The sequence below is a fragment of the Pseudoalteromonas sp. 2CM28B genome, from assembly GCF_023161935.1.
Genome location: NZ_JALNTH010000003.1, coordinates 98,487 through 115,703 on the forward strand (window position 1 = coordinate 98,487; position 17,217 = coordinate 115,703).

18 protein-coding genes are annotated in these 17,217 nt (G+C 40.2%); 9 read left to right on the forward strand and 9 right to left on the reverse strand.

Annotated elements, in window-relative coordinates:
• Positions 1-6 precede the first annotated feature (6 nt).
• Positions 7-1,329 carry a Na+/H+ antiporter family protein gene (locus tag MTN96_RS05120; RefSeq protein WP_248530886.1) on the forward strand — a complete coding sequence of 441 codons (1,323 nt, stop codon included), beginning with the start codon at positions 7-9 and terminating at the stop codon, positions 1,327-1,329.
• Positions 1,330-1,541: 212 nt separating this feature from the next.
• Here MTN96_RS05120 and MTN96_RS05125 read toward each other — a convergent pair whose 3' ends face one another.
• The 3 genes from MTN96_RS05125 to MTN96_RS05135 are packed head-to-tail and all read right to left on the reverse strand — an operon-like array spanning position 1,542 to position 3,647.
• The gene (locus tag MTN96_RS05125; protein WP_029772286.1) at positions 1,542-1,973 is read right to left on the reverse strand and encodes an acyl-CoA thioesterase; all 432 of its coding nucleotides are present in this window, start codon (positions 1,971-1,973) and stop codon (positions 1,542-1,544) included.
• 5 nt (positions 1,974-1,978) lie between these two features.
• Positions 1,979-2,797, reverse strand: a complete 819-nt coding sequence (locus MTN96_RS05130) for a M23 family metallopeptidase (RefSeq protein WP_248530887.1) — start codon at positions 2,795-2,797, stop codon at positions 1,979-1,981.
• Positions 2,790-3,647, reverse strand: a complete 858-nt coding sequence (locus MTN96_RS05135) for a 6-carboxytetrahydropterin synthase (protein ID WP_248530888.1) — start codon at positions 3,645-3,647, stop codon at positions 2,790-2,792. Before MTN96_RS05135 ends, MTN96_RS05130 begins: the two co-directional genes overlap by 8 nt.
• 204 nt (positions 3,648-3,851) lie before the next feature.
• Between MTN96_RS05135 and fabA the strand changes: the two genes are divergently transcribed.
• A complete protein-coding gene (gene fabA / locus MTN96_RS05140; RefSeq protein ID WP_004586523.1) occupies positions 3,852-4,367 on the forward strand; it encodes a bifunctional 3-hydroxydecanoyl-ACP dehydratase/trans-2-decenoyl-ACP isomerase in 516 nt (171 codons plus the stop codon).
• Between the two features lie 66 nt (positions 4,368-4,433).
• Here the strand turns inward: fabA and rmf are convergent, their stop codons facing one another.
• Positions 4,434-4,604, reverse strand: a complete 171-nt coding sequence (gene rmf, locus MTN96_RS05145; RefSeq protein WP_004586522.1) for a ribosome modulation factor — start codon at positions 4,602-4,604, stop codon at positions 4,434-4,436.
• Positions 4,605-5,212: 608 nt separating this feature from the next.
• Between rmf and MTN96_RS05150 the strand changes: the two genes are divergently transcribed.
• The 3 genes from MTN96_RS05150 (at position 5,213) to MTN96_RS05160 (ending at position 7,375) form a co-directional block, all read left to right on the forward strand.
• Complete coding sequence (locus tag MTN96_RS05150; protein WP_054982497.1) at positions 5,213-5,845, forward strand: TetR/AcrR family transcriptional regulator; 633 nt, start codon at positions 5,213-5,215, stop codon at positions 5,843-5,845.
• 50 nt (positions 5,846-5,895) lie between these two features.
• Positions 5,896-6,885 (forward strand): MDR family oxidoreductase, encoded by a 990-nt coding sequence (locus MTN96_RS05155; protein WP_024032239.1) that lies wholly within the window; start codon positions 5,896-5,898, stop codon positions 6,883-6,885.
• A gap of 73 nt (positions 6,886-6,958) precedes the next feature.
• Positions 6,959-7,375 carry a VF530 family DNA-binding protein gene (locus MTN96_RS05160; RefSeq protein ID WP_248530889.1) on the forward strand — a complete coding sequence of 139 codons (417 nt, stop codon included), beginning with the start codon at positions 6,959-6,961 and terminating at the stop codon, positions 7,373-7,375.
• Positions 7,376-7,630: 255 nt separating this feature from the next.
• On the opposite strand, the gene MTN96_RS05165 is transcribed toward MTN96_RS05160, so the two are convergent.
• On the reverse strand, positions 7,631-8,062 hold the full coding sequence (locus MTN96_RS05165; protein WP_004586517.1) for a DUF3859 domain-containing protein: 432 nt from the start codon (positions 8,060-8,062) through the stop codon (positions 7,631-7,633).
• A 164-nt stretch (positions 8,063-8,226) separates the two neighbouring features.
• On the opposite strand from MTN96_RS05165, the gene MTN96_RS05170 reads away from it, so the two are divergent.
• Both MTN96_RS05170 and MTN96_RS05175 read left to right on the forward strand, forming a co-directional pair.
• A complete protein-coding gene (locus tag MTN96_RS05170) occupies positions 8,227-9,222 on the forward strand; it encodes a YHYH protein (protein WP_374274780.1) in 996 nt (331 codons plus the stop codon).
• A gap of 23 nt (positions 9,223-9,245) precedes the next feature.
• Positions 9,246-9,770 (forward strand): hypothetical protein, encoded by a 525-nt coding sequence (locus tag MTN96_RS05175; RefSeq protein ID WP_248530890.1) that lies wholly within the window; start codon positions 9,246-9,248, stop codon positions 9,768-9,770.
• A 54-nt stretch (positions 9,771-9,824) separates the two neighbouring features.
• On the opposite strand, the gene MTN96_RS05180 is transcribed toward MTN96_RS05175, so the two are convergent.
• Positions 9,825-11,642 carry a serine/threonine protein kinase gene (locus MTN96_RS05180; RefSeq protein ID WP_248530891.1) on the reverse strand — a complete coding sequence of 606 codons (1,818 nt, stop codon included), beginning with the start codon at positions 11,640-11,642 and terminating at the stop codon, positions 9,825-9,827.
• 235 nt (positions 11,643-11,877) lie between these two features.
• Between MTN96_RS05180 and MTN96_RS05185 the strand changes: the two genes are divergently transcribed.
• Entirely contained in the window at positions 11,878-13,893 is a 2,016-nt protein-coding gene (locus MTN96_RS05185) for a TonB-dependent receptor (protein ID WP_248530892.1), read from the forward strand.
• A gap of 60 nt (positions 13,894-13,953) precedes the next feature.
• Here MTN96_RS05185 and MTN96_RS05190 read toward each other — a convergent pair whose 3' ends face one another.
• The 3 genes from MTN96_RS05190 to MTN96_RS05200 form a co-directional block, all read right to left on the reverse strand.
• The gene (locus tag MTN96_RS05190; RefSeq protein WP_054982492.1) at positions 13,954-14,613 is read right to left on the reverse strand and encodes an NADPH-dependent FMN reductase; all 660 of its coding nucleotides are present in this window, start codon (positions 14,611-14,613) and stop codon (positions 13,954-13,956) included.
• Positions 14,614-14,775: 162 nt separating this feature from the next.
• A complete protein-coding gene (locus tag MTN96_RS05195; protein WP_248530893.1) occupies positions 14,776-15,210 on the reverse strand; it encodes a hypothetical protein in 435 nt (144 codons plus the stop codon).
• Positions 15,211-15,237: 27 nt separating this feature from the next.
• Positions 15,238-15,576 (reverse strand): hypothetical protein, encoded by a 339-nt coding sequence (locus MTN96_RS05200; RefSeq protein ID WP_248530894.1) that lies wholly within the window; start codon positions 15,574-15,576, stop codon positions 15,238-15,240.
• Between the two features lie 429 nt (positions 15,577-16,005).
• On the opposite strand from MTN96_RS05200, the gene MTN96_RS05205 reads away from it, so the two are divergent.
• The gene (locus tag MTN96_RS05205; RefSeq protein ID WP_024032231.1) at positions 16,006-17,205 is read left to right on the forward strand and encodes an Nramp family divalent metal transporter; all 1,200 of its coding nucleotides are present in this window, start codon (positions 16,006-16,008) and stop codon (positions 17,203-17,205) included.
• Positions 17,206-17,217 lie beyond the last annotated feature (12 nt).

Below are 17,217 nucleotides of genomic sequence, written 5' to 3' on the forward strand. Positions count from 1 at the left end.
AAAACTATGAATGCGGTTGTTATAGGCGTTATTTTAATGCTTGGGCTCTCCTTAGCCCGTGTAAATGTCATTGTAGCTATGATAATTAGTGCACTTGTAGCTGGTTTAACAGCGGGTTTAGGAATAAAAGAAAGTGTTGATGCATTTAATTCTGGTTTGTCGGCCGGCGCTGAAATTGCACTAAGTTACGCAATGTTAGGTGCCTTTGCTGTGGCTATTTCAAAATCGGGATTAACCCGTATCCTCGCCGAAAAGCTATTAAACAAAGTGAATGCACAAGGTGCAGGCAGCGAAACCTTTTTAAGCTATTTTATTTTATTAATTATATTAGGCTGCGCTATTTCATCTCAAAATTTAGTGCCTGTGCACATAGCCTTTATACCTATTTTAATCCCCCCTTTGCTGGTTGTGTTTAATCAACTACGTTTAGACCGCCGCGCCATTGCTTGTATATTAACTTTTGGTTTAGCTACCTCTTACATGGTATTGCCTTATGGATTTGGTGGCATTTACTTATACTCTATTTTGCATAAAAACTTAGTTGATAACGGCCTAGACATAGTTAACACACAAGTGCCTATGGCAATGATTATTCCTGCCTGCGGTATGTTGGTTGGTTTAATTATCGCGGTGTTTATAAGTTACGCAAAGCGCCGTGACTACCAAGCGCAACCGTTAACAACACAAAGTAAAGCTACCGAGATTGAGAAACCAAAAAAAGTGATGATCGTGGGTTTGTTTGCTGTACTTTCATCATTGGTTGCACAAAACCTAAGTGGCTCTATGATATTAGGCGGCCTTGTTGGCGTGATGATATTTAGTGTATTTGGTGTTGTTAAGTGGGAAGAAAACGGCGACGTATTTAGTAAAGGCGTCGCCATGATGGCGATGATTGGCTTTATTATGATTTCGGCTCAAGGGTTTGCCTCAGTAATGAAAGCAACCGGTGATGTAGCAAGTTTAGTTCACAGTGGCGCGGCGTTATTTGATGGCAATAAGCCCCTCGCTGCGGGCTCTATTTTATTGGTGGGATTATTGATAACAATGGGTATTGGTAGTTCGTTTTCTACAGTGCCAATTATAGCTACCTTATTTGTTCCTTTATGTTTAGATTTAGGTTTCTCGGTTATGGCGACCGCGGCTTTAGTTGGTACAGCGGGTGCATTAGGTGATGCGGGCTCTCCTGCCTCTGACTCTACACTTGGGCCAACCTCGGGTTTAAATGCCGATGGTCAACATGACCATATACGAGATTCCGTGATCCCCACCTTTATACATTTTAATATTCCATTACTTATATTTGGTTGGATTGCGGCTATGGTGCTTTAGCACCTCTGCACTTATAGTGTGTATAATTCATTATTTTTAAGGCATGTATTTCATGCCTTTTTTATACCTCCCTCTTTGCTGACTTAATCTATATATTTTTATAGCTGCTAAGATTGCTTTTACAATTAACTAGTATGATGTGTTCTTTTCCTGTAATTAAATAAGCACCTAATAAAGATGCTTATTTAAAGGCTGCTTGCCTTAATATTTATTTATTCAAAACCGTAAATCATTTTATCGCACACAACCGGTGTCGGTCTGTGGTCATCATCTACGGCTACAAAAGTAAAGCTGCCTGAAATCGCCGAGTGCTTATCATCTTTATGCATGGTTTCTAAACAAATATCCACATCCACTTTAAGTGATGTATTGCCCACATGCACAACTTTAGCAATTAGCTCAGCAAAAGTACCCGCTGGAATAGCCTCTTTAAAATCAACTCTATCAGATGAAATAGTCACTAACGGCTTTCGGCAAAAGCGAGTGGCGGCAATAAAAGCAACCTCGTCCATCCATGCTAACGCATCGCCACCAAATAATGTGTTGTGATGGTTAGTGCGCCCAGGAAACACGGTTTTAGTAACCGAGGTCGTTGAGTCTTCAATACGCTTTGCAATAATTGCATCGCGGTTAATGTCTGTCATAGTATCTACTTTTTATTAGCAAGCTTATCTTGCATCAATAATGCTGGGTCTAGGCGCTCGCCTTCCCAGTTAAAACGCCAATCAAGGTGTGGGCCTGTTACACGCCCTGTCGCACCTATTTCGGCCACTTTGTCGCCTTGGCTTATTGTATCGCCTACTTTTACATCTAATTTGCTTAAATGAATATATGTAGAGGTAACGCCATGGCCATGGTCAATAATAAGCGTACCGCCAGAGTAGTATAAATCGGGATCAGCAAACACCACGGTGCCACTAATCGGAGCATAAACAGGTGAGCCGGTTTTATTGGCAATATCTAAACCAAAATGTGGGCGTCGCGGTTCGCCGTTAAAATAACGTTGGCTACCATAAACACCCGATATACGTCCTTGTGCAGGCTTTAATACCGGGTCTAAAAAGTACTGTAAATCAGAGTTAACTGCGCGCGCTTTACGTATTGCTTGCGCCTCACGGCTAATACGTGCGCTTACTTCTTTAGGGGGCGACACATACTTTTTAGCCACACCGGTAATTTTATCAATTTTATAATCACGTTTAGTGATCATTAAATCTTGCGTGTGTGTTTTACCATTATTATCTACCCACGTAAGGACGTGTTTTGCTTTCGCATCGCGACCAAAGCCAAACACAAAATCGCCAGAGTCTGATAACTTTAATGTTTTACCATCTAGCGATACCGACTTTACATTTTCAAGCTTGCCAGTCACTAAGCCGCCCTGCGTTAGGTGCCCTTTTAGCTCAAGCGCTAATGCACTAAAGCTAGTTGTGGTTACAAGCGCTGTTGCTAAAAGAGTTTTAAGCATAACTAATCGATCCCTTTCCTACGCCTTCATATGCGGTAATTCTTACGTCTTTGTCGGGGTATTCTGCCTTAACTTGCTCAGCAAGGTGTTGAGCAATACATTCAACCGTTGTATCAACAGGTAAAATGTCACAGCGTGACTCGCTAATCGCCATTTCAAAGTAACCTTGTGCAGCGGTATAAGCAAAACACACATCATCGTTTTTAGCGCTTATGTGTTTTAATTCGCTTGCTGTGATTTGGTCTTCACGTGTGGCTAAGTAAATATCTTGCCATTTTTCTGCCCATTGCTTTTGTAAGCGTGGCATAGACATACCATCTAAACTAATACCAATTTGCGAACGATGGCCATGAATAATACGCTGACAGTTGCCATCGTGCTTTTTAAGGCCATGGCTGTAATGATAATAAAAACTTTGGCTGTGCTCTGGTTTAAGCGACAACTCAATTTTTTCAATGTTTCCTGGCAGTTTTGGTAAAATAGTGTCGATTAAAAATTCAGTCACTGATTCAACGCTAATTTCTGGCGCGTCTATCATGCAATAAGCTTGATGCGGAGCACTCATGGCTAAATGGTGGTTATCACCAAATGTGCAATCGAGCGTTTTGTGCGAATCAAATTCTTGTACTGTGCCATTTAAACCTTTAGCAATTGCTAATTTGTGGTCTAAACAGTCGTCAATTATGCCTTTAATTTGCTTTTTAACTAAGCCAAAGTCTAACACCATAGACTCTTCATTTAGCTTGCCATGCAACGTTAAGTCAACAATCCAGCTCTCGCCAACGGCGCCGCGTTTGTTACATAAGTAAGAAAAATCAATCACTGTTAGTGAGTTAACAAAAAGGATCATAAACTTCCTTTAAACTGGTTATAAGTCAGGGGTAATTATAATGATTTCTGATTGTAATTGCGCGGTTTTATAGTGCAAAAAGCAATCGCCACTACTGATTGGCGATAAATCACGCAAAAAAGTCTTTTTTTCAACTGCTCCGAGTTGTTTAGCGTACAAGTGTACGCTAAAGTACTTGGCAATTTCTAAGCGAAGATAAGTGTTATGGAACCTAAAAATAGCTATACAAAAGAAGATTTGATCCTATGTGGTCAAGGTGAAATGTTTGGTGAAGGTAACTGCCGTTTACCAAGCGACAACATGTTAATGATGGACCGTATTACTTCAATCACTGCTGATGGCGGCGAGCACGGTAAAGGCCAAATTGTAGCTGAGCTTGATATTGACCCAAGCCTATGGTTTTTCGATTGCCATTTTAAAGGCGACCCAGTTATGCCAGGTTGTTTAGGGCTAGATGCTATGTGGCAACTCGTTGGCTTTTTCTTAGGCTGGTCTGGTGGCCCAGGTTTAGGCCGTGCTTTAGGTGTGGGTGAAGTTAAATTTACCGGTCAAATTTTACCTACCGCTAAAAAAGTAACGTACCGCCTTGATATGAAACGTGTAATTAAGCGTAAATTATTTATGGGCATGGCTGATGGCACAGTTGAAGTAGATGGCCGCGTAATTTACGAAGCAAAAGATTTAAAAGTGGGCTTATTTCAAGACACAAGCGCATTCTAAAATTAGTAATGTATGCAAAAAGGCCTCCAATTGGAGGCCTTTTTACGTTAATTCTTATTTGATGAATTAGGTTTTATACATGTTTCGGTTTTCAATTGCTTCACGCCAACCGCCTAACCATTCTGACTTAGGATCGATTTGCTGATAAGGGCATAGCTCTTTTGAGCGCCCGGCTAAACCTGCTTTAAAACCTTGAGAATGAGCTCTTTCTAAACGATCTCTTTTTTGTCTCTTCATCGGTAATATCCTCACCTTTTTTAATTATAAATTTTGTAGCATTAGTGAAATCTACATTTAATGAATAGTTAATAAAAATGTTAAATTCAAATAGCAAAATTAATTAATTTGTTTGACATTAACTAACGTGCTGATGCAAAAATAATTTAACATTAATAAAAACACAGTGGTCGTACCACCTCATTTCTTACTGCTTCTTTAATTTACAATACGGCTATCTAACCGCTTAAATGCACTTATGTGCTAAGGCGTGTTCTACTTTGCTGATTTAAATATATCCATTAGAGCGATTAAATAACTGCTTAATGAAAGCACCTAATGGGCAGCATATAGTTGGTATTTATGGTGCATTATCGCCTTATCTAAATTCCAAACACCACTGCAAATTTAACCAGCAAAAATTAACACGACCTATTTATCCGACACAGCTTTTTTGGCTAAGTTCCAAACAAAAATGTAATCATGACAATTTTATTGCAATTTGCCCTTTTGTTTAAAAAACAGCTTTAACGATTTATTTTTAAACAATTGGTATTTGTGCTTGATTAATTAAAGTCGATCGGTCTAATATGGGTTAACTTAAAAAATGCTATTAGGGGTTACTTATAATGAATACTGCTCAAGCACCTGCACGGCGCGGAAGACCCCCTAAAATACCTCGCGAAAACGCCGATACCAAAGCGCACCTTATTAGGGTTGGCCTAGAAACCTTAACTGAATTTGGTTTTAGCGCAACAGGCCTTGATACCATTTTAAAAAAAGCCGGCGTCCCTAAAGGCTCGTTTTATCATTACTTTAAAAGTAAAGAAGCGTTTGGTATTGCTTTAGTTAATGCCTACGATGACTACTTTATTACTAAGCTCAAAAAATATTTAACCGATAGCAATACACCGCCCCTGGAGCGCTTAATTCACTTTACGCAAAGCGCCATTATGGGCATGCAAAAATACCAGTACAAACGCGGTTGTTTGGTCGGCAATTTAAATCAAGAGCTAAATCATTTAAGTGATGAATTTAAAATCCGCCTACTACAAAGCTACGTAGCATGGCAGCAGCAAGTTGAGCTGTGTTTAAATGAAGCACAGCAACAAGGCACGATTGCTAAAACTGTTGATACGCAGCTTATGAGTGAATATTTTTGGATTGGCTGGGAAGGCGCCGTTATGCGAGCTAAACTTACCCAATCAAGTAAACCCCTTACGTTGTATACAGAAATGTTTTTACGCGCATTACTTACCTAATGCGCATTTTATTTAGCCATTAAAAACCGATCGGTCTAAAAGGATATGTTATGAGTAACTCAGTTAAAGCTATTGTAATTACGAAAGACGAAAACTACGCTGCGGCGCTTAGTGAAGTGCAGCAAAGTGACCTACCAGATCAAAACGTGCAACTTGATGTACTTTACAGCACACTCAATTACAAAGATGGGTTAGCCATTACAGGTAAAGGCCCTGTTGTGCGCAGTTTTCCTATGGTGCCAGGCATCGATTTAGTGGGCACAGTAAGTGAAACAAGTACGGATGAATTTACTGTTGGCGATAATGTAATTTTAAATGGCTTTGGTGTGGGCGAAAAACACTGGGGCGGCCTTGCACAAAAGGCATCGCTTAATAGTGATTGGTTAATCCCCCTCCCTGCAGCGCTATCGCCAAAACAAGCAATGCAAATTGGCACCGCAGGCTACACAGCAATGCTGAGTGTTATTGCCCTTGAAAAACAAGGCATCACTCCAAGTGATGGCGAAATATTAGTGACCGGTGCAAACGGTGGTGTTGGCAGCTTTGCTATTTATTTATTAAATCAGCTAGGCTATAACGTAACCGCTGCAACAGGAAGAATGGAGCAAAGCGATTACTTAAAAGAACTAGGTGCGTCACAAATTATTAGCCGCGATGAGCTTTCAAACCCAGGTAAGCCACTTCAAAAAGAGCGCTTTGCGGGTGCTATAGATTCGGTAGGCAGCCACACACTTGCTAATATTTGTGCATCGCTTAAATACGGTGGTGTGGTTACTGCGTGTGGTTTAGCCCAAGGCATGGATTTACCCGCTTCTGTAGCGCCCTTTATATTACGTGGTGTATCTTTAATTGGTATAGACAGCGTTATGCGCCCTAAAAAAGACAGAGTAGAAGCATGGGACAGACTAGCAAGCTTAGTTAAAGCCGATTACCTTGATAAAATTTCAACCGAAATTACACTTGAACAAGTAATCGAAAATGCCGAGCAACTTATGGAAGGTAAAATTCGCGGCCGCGTAGTTGTTAATTGCCAAAGTTAAGCAATTTTATCTATTAAAGCCTCGTTATTAAATTTATAATGGCATTTGTATTTTTATTAATGAGGCAACACCTATGAGCAACCAAGATCTTTACAGTAATAACCCACTGCAAGGCGTAAAATTAGAGCAAGTGGTTGAAGAACTGGTTGAGCAATATGGGTGGGAGCTACTACACGCTTATTTGCAATTAAACTGTTTTAAAAACAATCCTGATATTAAATCGGCGGTTAAGTTTTTACGTAAAACACAATGGGCACAAGAAAAGGTAGATAACTTTTACCTATACCGCCTTAAAAACTTACCTAAACCCGACGACGTGCAATACGAATTACCGCCACGAGATAGAGTCATTCCTGCGGATCATAAACCGGGGGAGCCGTGCGAATTAAGTTTTAGTGATGCAAAGCGAATTATGGAAAAAAAGGCCACTAAACAACGCGCCAGGGCACGAAAACAACGCTCAAATGCAACTAACCCGTGGGGTAACTAAGTTAACCTCAACTCTGGATAATAAATCTATCTCTAGCAGCTATTTTCAGCGCTAACAGCGTTGAATTTACTTGCAATAGGCTAGCTATTGACGCGTAAATTCGCCTTGTTTTCACCGAAAACCGCTGGCTAGAGAATTAAGCTTAAAGATCATCATGATAAATTATGTTGGTATATCTCTTAACCAGAGTTCAGGTTAAGTTATATTTTTAAAGCCAATGTATATTGGCTTTTTTTAGCTCTGCAGTTTTAGGGCTTAGTAACCTCGTTTACGCCAAAAATCATTAACAGAGCCTTGCTCTTCAAGTGCAACGTTAAATGTTTTATCGGCAATAATTTTATTATTAAGGGTGAGTGTCATTCGCCAATCACCTAATTTATTTTCAATAGGCTCCCACAGCGTATCACCTAAATAAAACTGCCAGTCGTTCTCTTTAATGTATTCAACGCCTTCAAAGGGCGGCATTATTTCGCCATTACTGTCTGGTATATCGGGGTGATAGATGCAAAAGTGAAGTTTTTCGCCTTTTGCTTTTTTAATATTAATTATTAAACCAAATTCAACATCAAGCTTGGCAATTACATTGGTAGTAAATTGCTCAATTTGTGGCAATGCTTTACTTTTGCTATCCCAAGTAGAATAAATCCCACAACTTTGAATCGACACCTCAGGTTTTGATTTTGCCATTACACCATTCTTTACTTTAGGCTGTTAATGCACTGATTTTATAATACATGCAGCTTAAGTAAAATCACCTGATTAACAAACATACTCAATGTTGATTTATTTTTGCACATTGCTTGCACATTTAAGATCAAAAATAGCGTCAATTAGTACTTAATTGGCAGTGTATGATGAATCACTCTCTATGTAATAAAGTTAAACTATTAAAAATTTCGTTATTAAGCGCAGCAATTTCTTCTCTTGTTGCATGTGGCAGTGATGAGCAAAACCTAACAACCGCCACTGATGAAAGTACAAGTTCAAGCAGTGACAGCACAACAGCAACAAGTGGCACCAGCTCAACCGAGCAAGTGCTATGTGAATACAGTTACAATGAATACAACGACTCAACATCAGTGCAAAACACCAGCTCTGCTGATTGGGCATGCACAGGTACAACACGCGATGTAGTTGCTAATGGCATTCCCGATCATTATGTGGGCACGTTTCCTAACCCCGATAATCCAAACACTATTTCTGAGCAAACAGTGAGTGAGAGCTTTACGTTAACGCCTGAACAAAGCGATACAGCAACCTTAATGGGCGGCCCTCGAGGCGTGTTAGGCATAGTACTAAATGGCGTTAAAATTGATGCTGGTACCGGCGGCAGTTGTGATGACTCTGGCGATAATTGCTCGCTTGGCGATAACAGTGGCAACTGGAGTATTGAAGCACTAAGCCAAGATACCTTTAGTTTTGGTACTGACGATAACAACGCACACGTACAGCCCGATGGCACATATCATTATCATGGCATGCCTGAGGGGTTTATCTCCCTTAGAGGCGGCAACAGCTCAACAATGACTCTAATTGCATGGGCGGCTGATGGGTTTCCTATTTATGCGCGTTATGGCTATAGCACCGCAGATGATGCAAGTTCGTCACTTAAAGTGATGACAGGTAGCTACCAACATATTAGTACTGTGAGCGATAACCGCCCTTCTACCGATATTTATCCACTGGGAACTTTTGCACAAGATTGGGAGTATGTAGCTGGCTCTGGCGATTTAGATGAGTGTAACGGGCGCTTTGGTGTTACCCCTGAATTTCCACAAGGCATATACCATTACTATGCAACCGATACTTATCCGTTTTTTCAACGCTGTGTTAAAGGCGAGCTATAAATTTACTTATAGGCAAAGTGAGCATGATGAAATTACATAAAAAAGCACTTGTTGCGCTTATTTTAGTGGCCAACATTGTTATAGCACCGGTTGTTTATGCACATTTAATGGTGGCTCAACACGGAACATTAAACGTGATTGATAACCATGCCTTTATTGTGCTCTCGCTGCCTATTTCTGCATTTAATAACCTTGATGATGATTTAAATAAAAAAGTATCTATGGATGAATTCAACGCCCATAAAAAGCAAATCAGCAAAACCATAATGCGAGGGGTTTATTTAAACGATCATCATTATAAGTTTTCTTTAGAGGGCTTATTACTAAACCCTGAAGTGTCGCATACTGATACTAATAACATTGAGTACATAACGATTACGGGCCGATATACAGTGCCCGATATAAGCGCACAGCTAAAATTAAACGTAAGGTTATTTAGTCAAAATTCTGATTTAAATAAGTACCACATTACCGCCACTAACAAACAGCAAAAAATGACTAATCAGTTTGCCTTAACACCGCGTACGCCTTTTAGCACAGTGTTTTAAACTAACAATTAAGTAGCCAAGGGCAGACTTAATATTAAGCTGCCCTTTTTTAATTTATTGCGCTAATAATTTTGGATTTTTAGGAAAGAAATTCTCTGGTTGTTTTTCACAAAGCGAAAATTCGCGGGTGTTTTTATAAGGAAGCTTCATAAATCCTGCTACCCCTACATCAGTAATGTTAACTGCATACTGCATTAATTTATTAAGTAACCGTTTAAACTCTACTTCTTTGCTTTCATCGAGTAAGCGATAGTAATGGTGTATTTTCATTCTATCTGGCAGGGCTTCAAATATAATACAGCCAGTATGATGAATTTGGTTTAGCTCAAACACGCATCTAATCACTTTTTTAGGCAGTTGCAGCTGCTCATCAGGGTCTTTACCATCTTCAAAGTAAGAATGTGGACGTGCAATTTCGTTTGCCTTCATACTGACAACTTCATAATCAAGCTCAGGGAGGTTATCAAACTTAAACGCCCCGGTTCCATCTCGCTCTAACTGAATAGTTTTACGCGCATCAAATAAACAACACTTAAATAAACCTTTTTGACTTATTGCTTGTGCAAGCATCACGGTATTATTAATGGCATCGGTAAAGGCTGTTTTTAAACTTTCATCATGCATAATAAGCGATGACTCAACAAACAACGACTCATCTTTCCAATGAAAGCTCAATCCACCCACTACCGGATATTTAGCTAGGCGGCTGATAGAGGCCAAAAAGGCTTTTTCGGTATCGCCGGTATCAAACAAAAACTCTTTATAGTAGCGGTCTAATTGAGCATCGTTTACATCAAGCAATTGTTGATTATGATCGGCTTGTCGTAAAAACTGTTTTCGCGAGCTATATACTACGGTGTCGGGCTTATCGCCTTTACCAAACCAATACGGAATAGCAGGACGAGGCTCCGCTTTTTTAAGCTCAGGTAAATACGCCTTAGCCATTTTGGTAATGTTACGGATAAAGTAATCGCCTGCGCCATCGCGTATGGTTTTATTTTTAGACAGCATGCCATCAATTACATTGGCAAGCTCTTTGGGTAAGCCAAGCGAGCTTGCAGGAATGGCTTGCGCACCAAAACGACACGACTGAGCGGAGGCAAGTGCATATAAAGTAGAAGCCACGCCTTGTTCATCAAAGCGTGGTGATGACTGCTCACCCGACATTTGCGCATCACCTATAAAATACACATCGCCCATCCTGGCATTAGTAGTGCTTAAATCTCCCGACATTAAATCCATAAAATTACTGGCTATAGGCTCACCCTTACTATCAACCTGTGCGTAAACAGAGCTTCCCCAATCAACTAAAGACAGCGCATCGCTTTGCTCATCCCATACTAAGTTAGAAGGTTTAATATCGCCGTGGACTATAGGTTTAGGGGTTAAACCATTTTTATGATTACGCAAATCTATTAATACATTACGCAGCCGCACCGCTAATTGCATAATATGGGCGGCACTAAAACGCCCTTTTTTTAGCGATACTTTTTCAAGGTCTTCTCCAATGGCGCGGGCCATCATTAAAATACCTTGCTTTTTTATACGCTCAAAAGCATAAAAGGTGGGCACTAGGGGGTTATTAATTTGCGAGAGCATATACGCTTCGTCTTCTAGGCGGTCGCGTACGCTTTGGGCAAGCGTAATACGCGAGAACTTAAACACCCAAGGTAAGGCGTTTTCGTCATTGCCAGCAAACACAAACCCAAACGCCCCTGAGCCAATCATCTCTACATTTTTATACCCAAGCGCACTCAGTTGTTTAATACAAATATTAAGCCATTGACGGTGTTTTTTGGCATCTCTATGTGACAGCAAATAAACAGATTGCTCTTCGTTAATATAAAAATTGCGAATTTCTTTGGCTTTCAATACAGGCTCTTTGTTTTATAGGTTAAATAGTGAGTTAGCCACATGATTATTAGTGTTATATAGCCAGATTACAATACTCACTAGGTAGTTTTTACTAATACCTAAAGAGCTAACTAGCCAAGTGCTAAACATGCACTATTACACCTTGCTAACAAATGTTGCATCCAATCGATTAGCTAAGCCGTATTTAAACTATCTGCTTATTTTAGATAGTAAATACATAGGGATTTTAGCGATGAAGAGATTAGCTTTACTTACACTGAGCACGTTATATAGCATTAGCACCTACGCTAATATAGAGACCCTTACTGTTTATGGACATAGAAATGGTTTAATTGGCGAGTCTATCAGTGCCTCAAGCGGTATTATTGGTCAGGGAGAAATACAGCAGCGCCCCATGCTCAGAAGCGCCGAAATGTTAGAGCTTATTCCAGGCATGGCGGTTACACAACACAGTGGCTCGGGTAAGGCTAATCAATACTTTATTAGAGGCTTTAATTTAGATCATGGCACCGACTTTGCCACCAGCATTGAGGGCATGCCCATAAATATGCGAAGCCATGGACACGGGCAAGGTTATACCGATCTTAATTTTATTATTCCAGAAGCTATTTCAACTATTAATTACCAAAAAGGATCATACAGCGCTACACAAGGGGACTTTTCAAGTGCTGGGAGTGCGCAATTTAATTTAGCTAATAACTTAAAGCACAAGCAAATAGAGCTAAGCATTGGTGAAGATAACTATAAACGTGCAGTAGTGCTTAGTGCAGTTGATGTATCTAATGCCAAGTTAATAGCAGCAGCTGAGTGGCAAGGCTACGATGGCCCATGGGATGATATAAACGAAAACGTAAATAAAAAAAATGCCCTACTTCGTTATGTTGGCAAAGCTTTAAATGGAGATTTATCTATTACAGCAATGGCTTACGACAACACATGGCAATCAGCCGATCAAATTCCACAGCGCGCAGTGTCACAAAATATAACGTCACCCTTAGGGTCGCTTGATACCACCCTTGGGGGGAGTTCGAGTCGCTATAGCCTATCAAGTGTTTGGCAAGGCAAGCATATAAAAACCAGTATTTATGCCATAGATTACGATTTAACGCTGTTTTCTAACTTTAGCTATTTTTTAAACGACCCTATAAATGGCGATCAGTTTAACCAACAAGATAGCCGCACTATTTATGGTGGTGAGCTAAGTTATCAATTTGACTCCCTTTCTGCAGGTTTAAATATGCAGCACACTGCAGGGCTTGAGGTTCGCCATGACGATATAGACAAGGTAGGACTTTATAACACTAAAGCGCGAGAGAGACTCAATACAATAAGACAAGATGCAATAAAACAAACAAGCTATTCGAGTTATTGGCAAACAAAAATACTTTTCACACCTAAATTAGAGGCCACTGCAGGCGTGCGGTACGACTATTTTGATACCGATGTTAGCAGTATTACACGGGTAAATTCGGGCAAAGCAAACGATGACTTAGTAAGCTTTAAAGGCAGTTTAAATTATAAACTTACTGATTTGTTAGTCGCTTATGCAAACTGGGGGCAGTCGTTTCATTCAAACGATGCCCGCGGCACTACCATTAATATTGACCCTGTTAGCCAACAAAATGCCGAAAAAGTAGATTTACTGGTAAAAAGTGAAGGTGCTGAACTAGGCCTGCGTTTTGCCGATGATCAAAACGTTAATTTATCCGCCGCTTTATGGTGGCTTACACTCGACTCAGAGCTTTTATTTGTAGGTGATGCGGGTAATACAGAGCCCAGTGATGCATCAAAACGTTATGGTCTAGAGCTAAGCGCGTATTATTGGATTAATGAGCGCTTTAGTCTAGACATGGAAGCCTCGTTTACTCATTCAAGATTAAATATAAACTCTGACAAAAACTATATAGAAGGCGCAGTACCTGTTGTTGCAAGTGCAGGTTTAAATTGGCATATAACGCAATTGTGGCAATCATCGTTTAGAGTGCGCCATATTGGTAAACGGATGCTTTCTGACTCGGGTGATATTCGCTCTGAACCATTAACGGTTGTAAATAGTGCTATTAGCTATAAACAAACTCACTGGAAAGTCGATTTTGAACTACTGAATTTATTTGATAGTACCGATCACGATATAGATTACTACTACGCTTCGCGCTTACCGGGCGAGCCTGCACAAGGTGTAGAAGACAATCACTTTCATCCTATTGAGCCTCGCACAGCCCGCTTATCAATTAGCTTATTGTTTTAACCGAGCAAAACACTGTATATAAAAACAGTGCACATATAAAAGCGCACCTTAATACATTTTTTAAGGTGCATTTCGCTGAGATGGCGCTGTTTTAAAACTTTTTAACATAGCGTGGGGATCTACGTTTTTACTATGTTGGCTGCTCGCCTGTGCCCACCACATCAGTTGGCTAAAAGTACGCGAATAATAATTAAACCACGATTTTTCTTCTTCGCCCTCTTGCATTGAACCATCGCTATTTAGCACCTCTTGTGCCTTTGGTACATGAACCATTGCAGAGACTGGCAAACACCCAAGTTCTGATAAAAAGGTACGTAAACTAATTGCGGCACGTAACCCTCCCCATTGCCCTGCCGAATAGGTGACAATAGCGCTTGGCTTATACGAGAACAAAGAACTGCCAAAATGGTTTAGCAAATCAGCTAATGCCGGGCTCATACTATGATTGTACTCTGGGCTTACCATTATATAGCCATCGGCTTGGGTAATTTTATCTGCTAAGGCTGTTAAATGTGCTGGAGCTTGGCTTTTTGCATAGGCAAAATGAGGTTTAAATACATCCTCTGAAGGAAAGTCGAGCGCGTCTATAAGCTCAAACTCGTGCTCGCTGTAGCGCTGGTTTAAACATTTGAGGCATGACTCAGCTACTCGCTCTCCTAATCGTGCTGGCTTAGGGGGTGTGCTATCTCGAACGGTGCCTAAAAAAACTAAAAATTTCATAAAAGCCTCCTTAATTGAGTGTTGTACCCACTATACCTTAAACCTAAAACATATTAAAAATGCGAGACTTTTATTTGTTTGCACAATTTTTAGCACTCTAAACAAAAATTAATAAGGGTGGCACCCATCACTTACGCTTTAATGCTAACGCCTAATCTCCACTTAATTAAATTGATAACTAACACCAAGTCCTGCCCAAAATAAGGAGCGTAAATGCTCATCACCGCTATAGTGTGCAGCATCTTTGTTTATTGCAACGCTGTAACTGGCATAGCCAGATAGCATGACATTATTTAATAGTTGATAAGATAAATTAGCAGCAAGTTTTACGTTATTAAGGCCATTGTGGCCATCACTTACATAACCACTATTAAAACCCGCCGCAGTTTGCAGCTCCAATCGCATTAAATCACTAAATGCATACTCTTTTGTAATTGCCAGCTCTATAAAAGAGCCGCTGAGCGATAACGAGTGGTAAATACTCGCCATTGCATGTATATCCCAATCATATGCATAGCTTATATCTAGGCTAAGCTCATTATCATGGGAATTTACTCCTTCCTCGCGTGCTTTTATATGGTTGTAACCTGCATACAAAGTTAGGTGCTCTGCAAGCTCAGTCGATTAAATCGCATTTAAATTTAGCTCATCGTAGTCATTATCAGTGTCTGTTGCTAACCAAGGGATAAACGTAAAGTCATTGTAATTTATTTCGCCCGCAATAGAGACTAAAGCGCTACCGGGCAAGTTATCGCGCCCTTCTGTCACATAATGGCTTTCCCATAAAGGATGAATATGAATATTTAATTTTTCATTTGCGTGGTCAGGGTGTGCAACGCTTTTTATATTCCCGCCTACACCTACCTCAAGCTCGTGTAGCAATTCATTCGCAGCGCTTTTACTCGGACCTAAAGCCAGCGACATAATACAGATCAAGTGAAAGATTTTTAAATTAGTATTCATTAAAAGGTCCAAAACCAAAAAGTTGCGCATAGTAGTGCTATTTAACGAAGCTCAGCAATAAAAAGATGCCTTTTTAAACAATTTATTTAAAAAATGGCTCACATCATTAAAAAACTAAGTAACTTGCTCATTTTACAATCTATAAGGTAGGATAAAAATATGAAACCAGCAACGCACATGGCTGATTTATAAATATAACTCGCGCATATTGTGCAATTAACAAGCAGGTAAGCGTTTGGCTCTTTAAATCTATATATAAGTTGGTATCCTACGCGGCTTTTTGATAATCATATTAAAATAATTACCCAGAGTTTAAGGTTAATTAGCCAAGGTGGGGCTCTCGCTGCATGGCACGTAAAGTGGCAGCAATCTAGGTTCAACATAATAAAACGTTGTTCTAAATTTAAAAGCAAATATTAAGGTAACAGTATGCGATTTGGCCCAGGATTACTTGTAACAGCCGCATTTATTGGCCCCGGAACAATCACAACGGCAAGTGTTGCCGGTGCAAACTTTGGGTTTGCATTAATTTGGACATTACTTTTTTCGGTTATTGCCACTATTTTGTTGCAGTCTATGGCTGCTCGATTAGGAGTAGCAACAGGGCAAGATTTAGCACAAGCGTTACGTGCACACATTAAAACCCCTTATCTTAAAGCGCTTGCTAGTTTTTTAGTAATAAGTGCTATTGGTGTAGGTAGCGCTGCATATGAAGCCGGAAACCTCAGTGGTGCAAGTATGGGGCTAGTTGGTATTTTCCCAGGGGTAAGTGCACAAATATGGACGCCGTTAATTGCTGTATGTAGCGCTATTCTTTTATACAGTGGTAAGCACAAAGTGGTAGAAAATGCATTAATACTGCTGGTGATCCTTATGAGCCTGGTATTTATATCTACCCTAATTATGGCTGCGCCACCAATGGCTAAAGTCCTCGCTGGGTTTATACCTACAATGCCAAGTGGCTCAATTACAACGGTATTGGCCCTCATTGGCACAACCATTGTACCGTATAACTTATTTTTGCACTCTGGTGTTTTGGCAGCGCAAGATCATTCTAAAAGTGATAAAGACACTGTTATTAAACAAACTAACTTAGATACAGGTTTATCAATTACGCTCGGTGGGGTGATCACCCTTGCCATTTTATCAACCGCGTCTGTTGCCTTTTATGGCACCGATGCCGGTAAAATTAGTGCAGCAAATATGGCCGTGCAACTTGAGCCATTACTTGGCGAAGCAGCGCATTACTTTTTTGCTATTGGCTTATTTGCCGCAGGATTAACCAGCGCAATAACCGCCCCATTAGCAGGCGCGTATGCGGTATGTGGCATGCTTGGTTGGTCAAGCGAAATGAGTAACACCCGTTTTAAAACAGTCGCCATTACTATTTTAGCTTTTGGTGCATTTGTGGCCTCACTGGGGCTTGACCCTGTTGCAGTAATTATATTTGCACAAGCTGCAAATGGATTACTACTGCCCATCATTACCGCGTACTTGGTGTGGTTAGTGAATCAAAAATCAGTCATGGGAAAATACACCAACTCAACACTTTTAAATGTGGTTATATTACCCGTGCTACTACTCATTTTTTCGTTAAGTTGTTACAAGCTATCAGGGTTAATTTTTTAAAACCAATTAACG

Excerpts from the sequence above, each read along its gene's own strand:
- MTN96_RS05120 (WP_248530886.1), top strand. The coding sequence starts at position 7 with ATGAATGCGGTTGTTATAGGCGTTATTTTAATGCTTGGGCTCTCCTTA.
- MTN96_RS05125 (WP_029772286.1), bottom strand. The coding sequence starts at position 1,973 with ATGACAGACATTAACCGCGATGCAATTATTGCAAAGCGTATTGAAGAC.
- MTN96_RS05130 (WP_248530887.1), bottom strand. The coding sequence starts at position 2,797 with ATGCTTAAAACTCTTTTAGCAACAGCGCTTGTAACCACAACTAGCTTT.
- MTN96_RS05135 (WP_248530888.1), bottom strand. The coding sequence starts at position 3,647 with ATGATCCTTTTTGTTAACTCACTAACAGTGATTGATTTTTCTTACTTA.
- fabA (WP_004586523.1), top strand. The coding sequence starts at position 3,852 with ATGGAACCTAAAAATAGCTATACAAAAGAAGATTTGATCCTATGTGGT.
- rmf (WP_004586522.1), bottom strand. The coding sequence starts at position 4,604 with ATGAAGAGACAAAAAAGAGATCGTTTAGAAAGAGCTCATTCTCAAGGT.
- MTN96_RS05150 (WP_054982497.1), top strand. The coding sequence starts at position 5,213 with ATGAATACTGCTCAAGCACCTGCACGGCGCGGAAGACCCCCTAAAATA.
- MTN96_RS05155 (WP_024032239.1), top strand. The coding sequence starts at position 5,896 with ATGAGTAACTCAGTTAAAGCTATTGTAATTACGAAAGACGAAAACTAC.
- MTN96_RS05160 (WP_248530889.1), top strand. The coding sequence starts at position 6,959 with ATGAGCAACCAAGATCTTTACAGTAATAACCCACTGCAAGGCGTAAAA.
- MTN96_RS05165 (WP_004586517.1), bottom strand. The coding sequence starts at position 8,062 with ATGGCAAAATCAAAACCTGAGGTGTCGATTCAAAGTTGTGGGATTTAT.
- MTN96_RS05170 (WP_374274780.1), top strand. The coding sequence starts at position 8,227 with ATGATGAATCACTCTCTATGTAATAAAGTTAAACTATTAAAAATTTCG.
- MTN96_RS05175 (WP_248530890.1), top strand. The coding sequence starts at position 9,246 with ATGATGAAATTACATAAAAAAGCACTTGTTGCGCTTATTTTAGTGGCC.
- MTN96_RS05185 (WP_248530892.1), top strand. The coding sequence starts at position 11,878 with ATGAAGAGATTAGCTTTACTTACACTGAGCACGTTATATAGCATTAGC.
- MTN96_RS05190 (WP_054982492.1), bottom strand. The coding sequence starts at position 14,613 with ATGAAATTTTTAGTTTTTTTAGGCACCGTTCGAGATAGCACACCCCCT.
- MTN96_RS05200 (WP_248530894.1), bottom strand. The coding sequence starts at position 15,576 with ATGAATACTAATTTAAAAATCTTTCACTTGATCTGTATTATGTCGCTG.
- MTN96_RS05205 (WP_024032231.1), top strand. The coding sequence starts at position 16,006 with ATGCGATTTGGCCCAGGATTACTTGTAACAGCCGCATTTATTGGCCCC.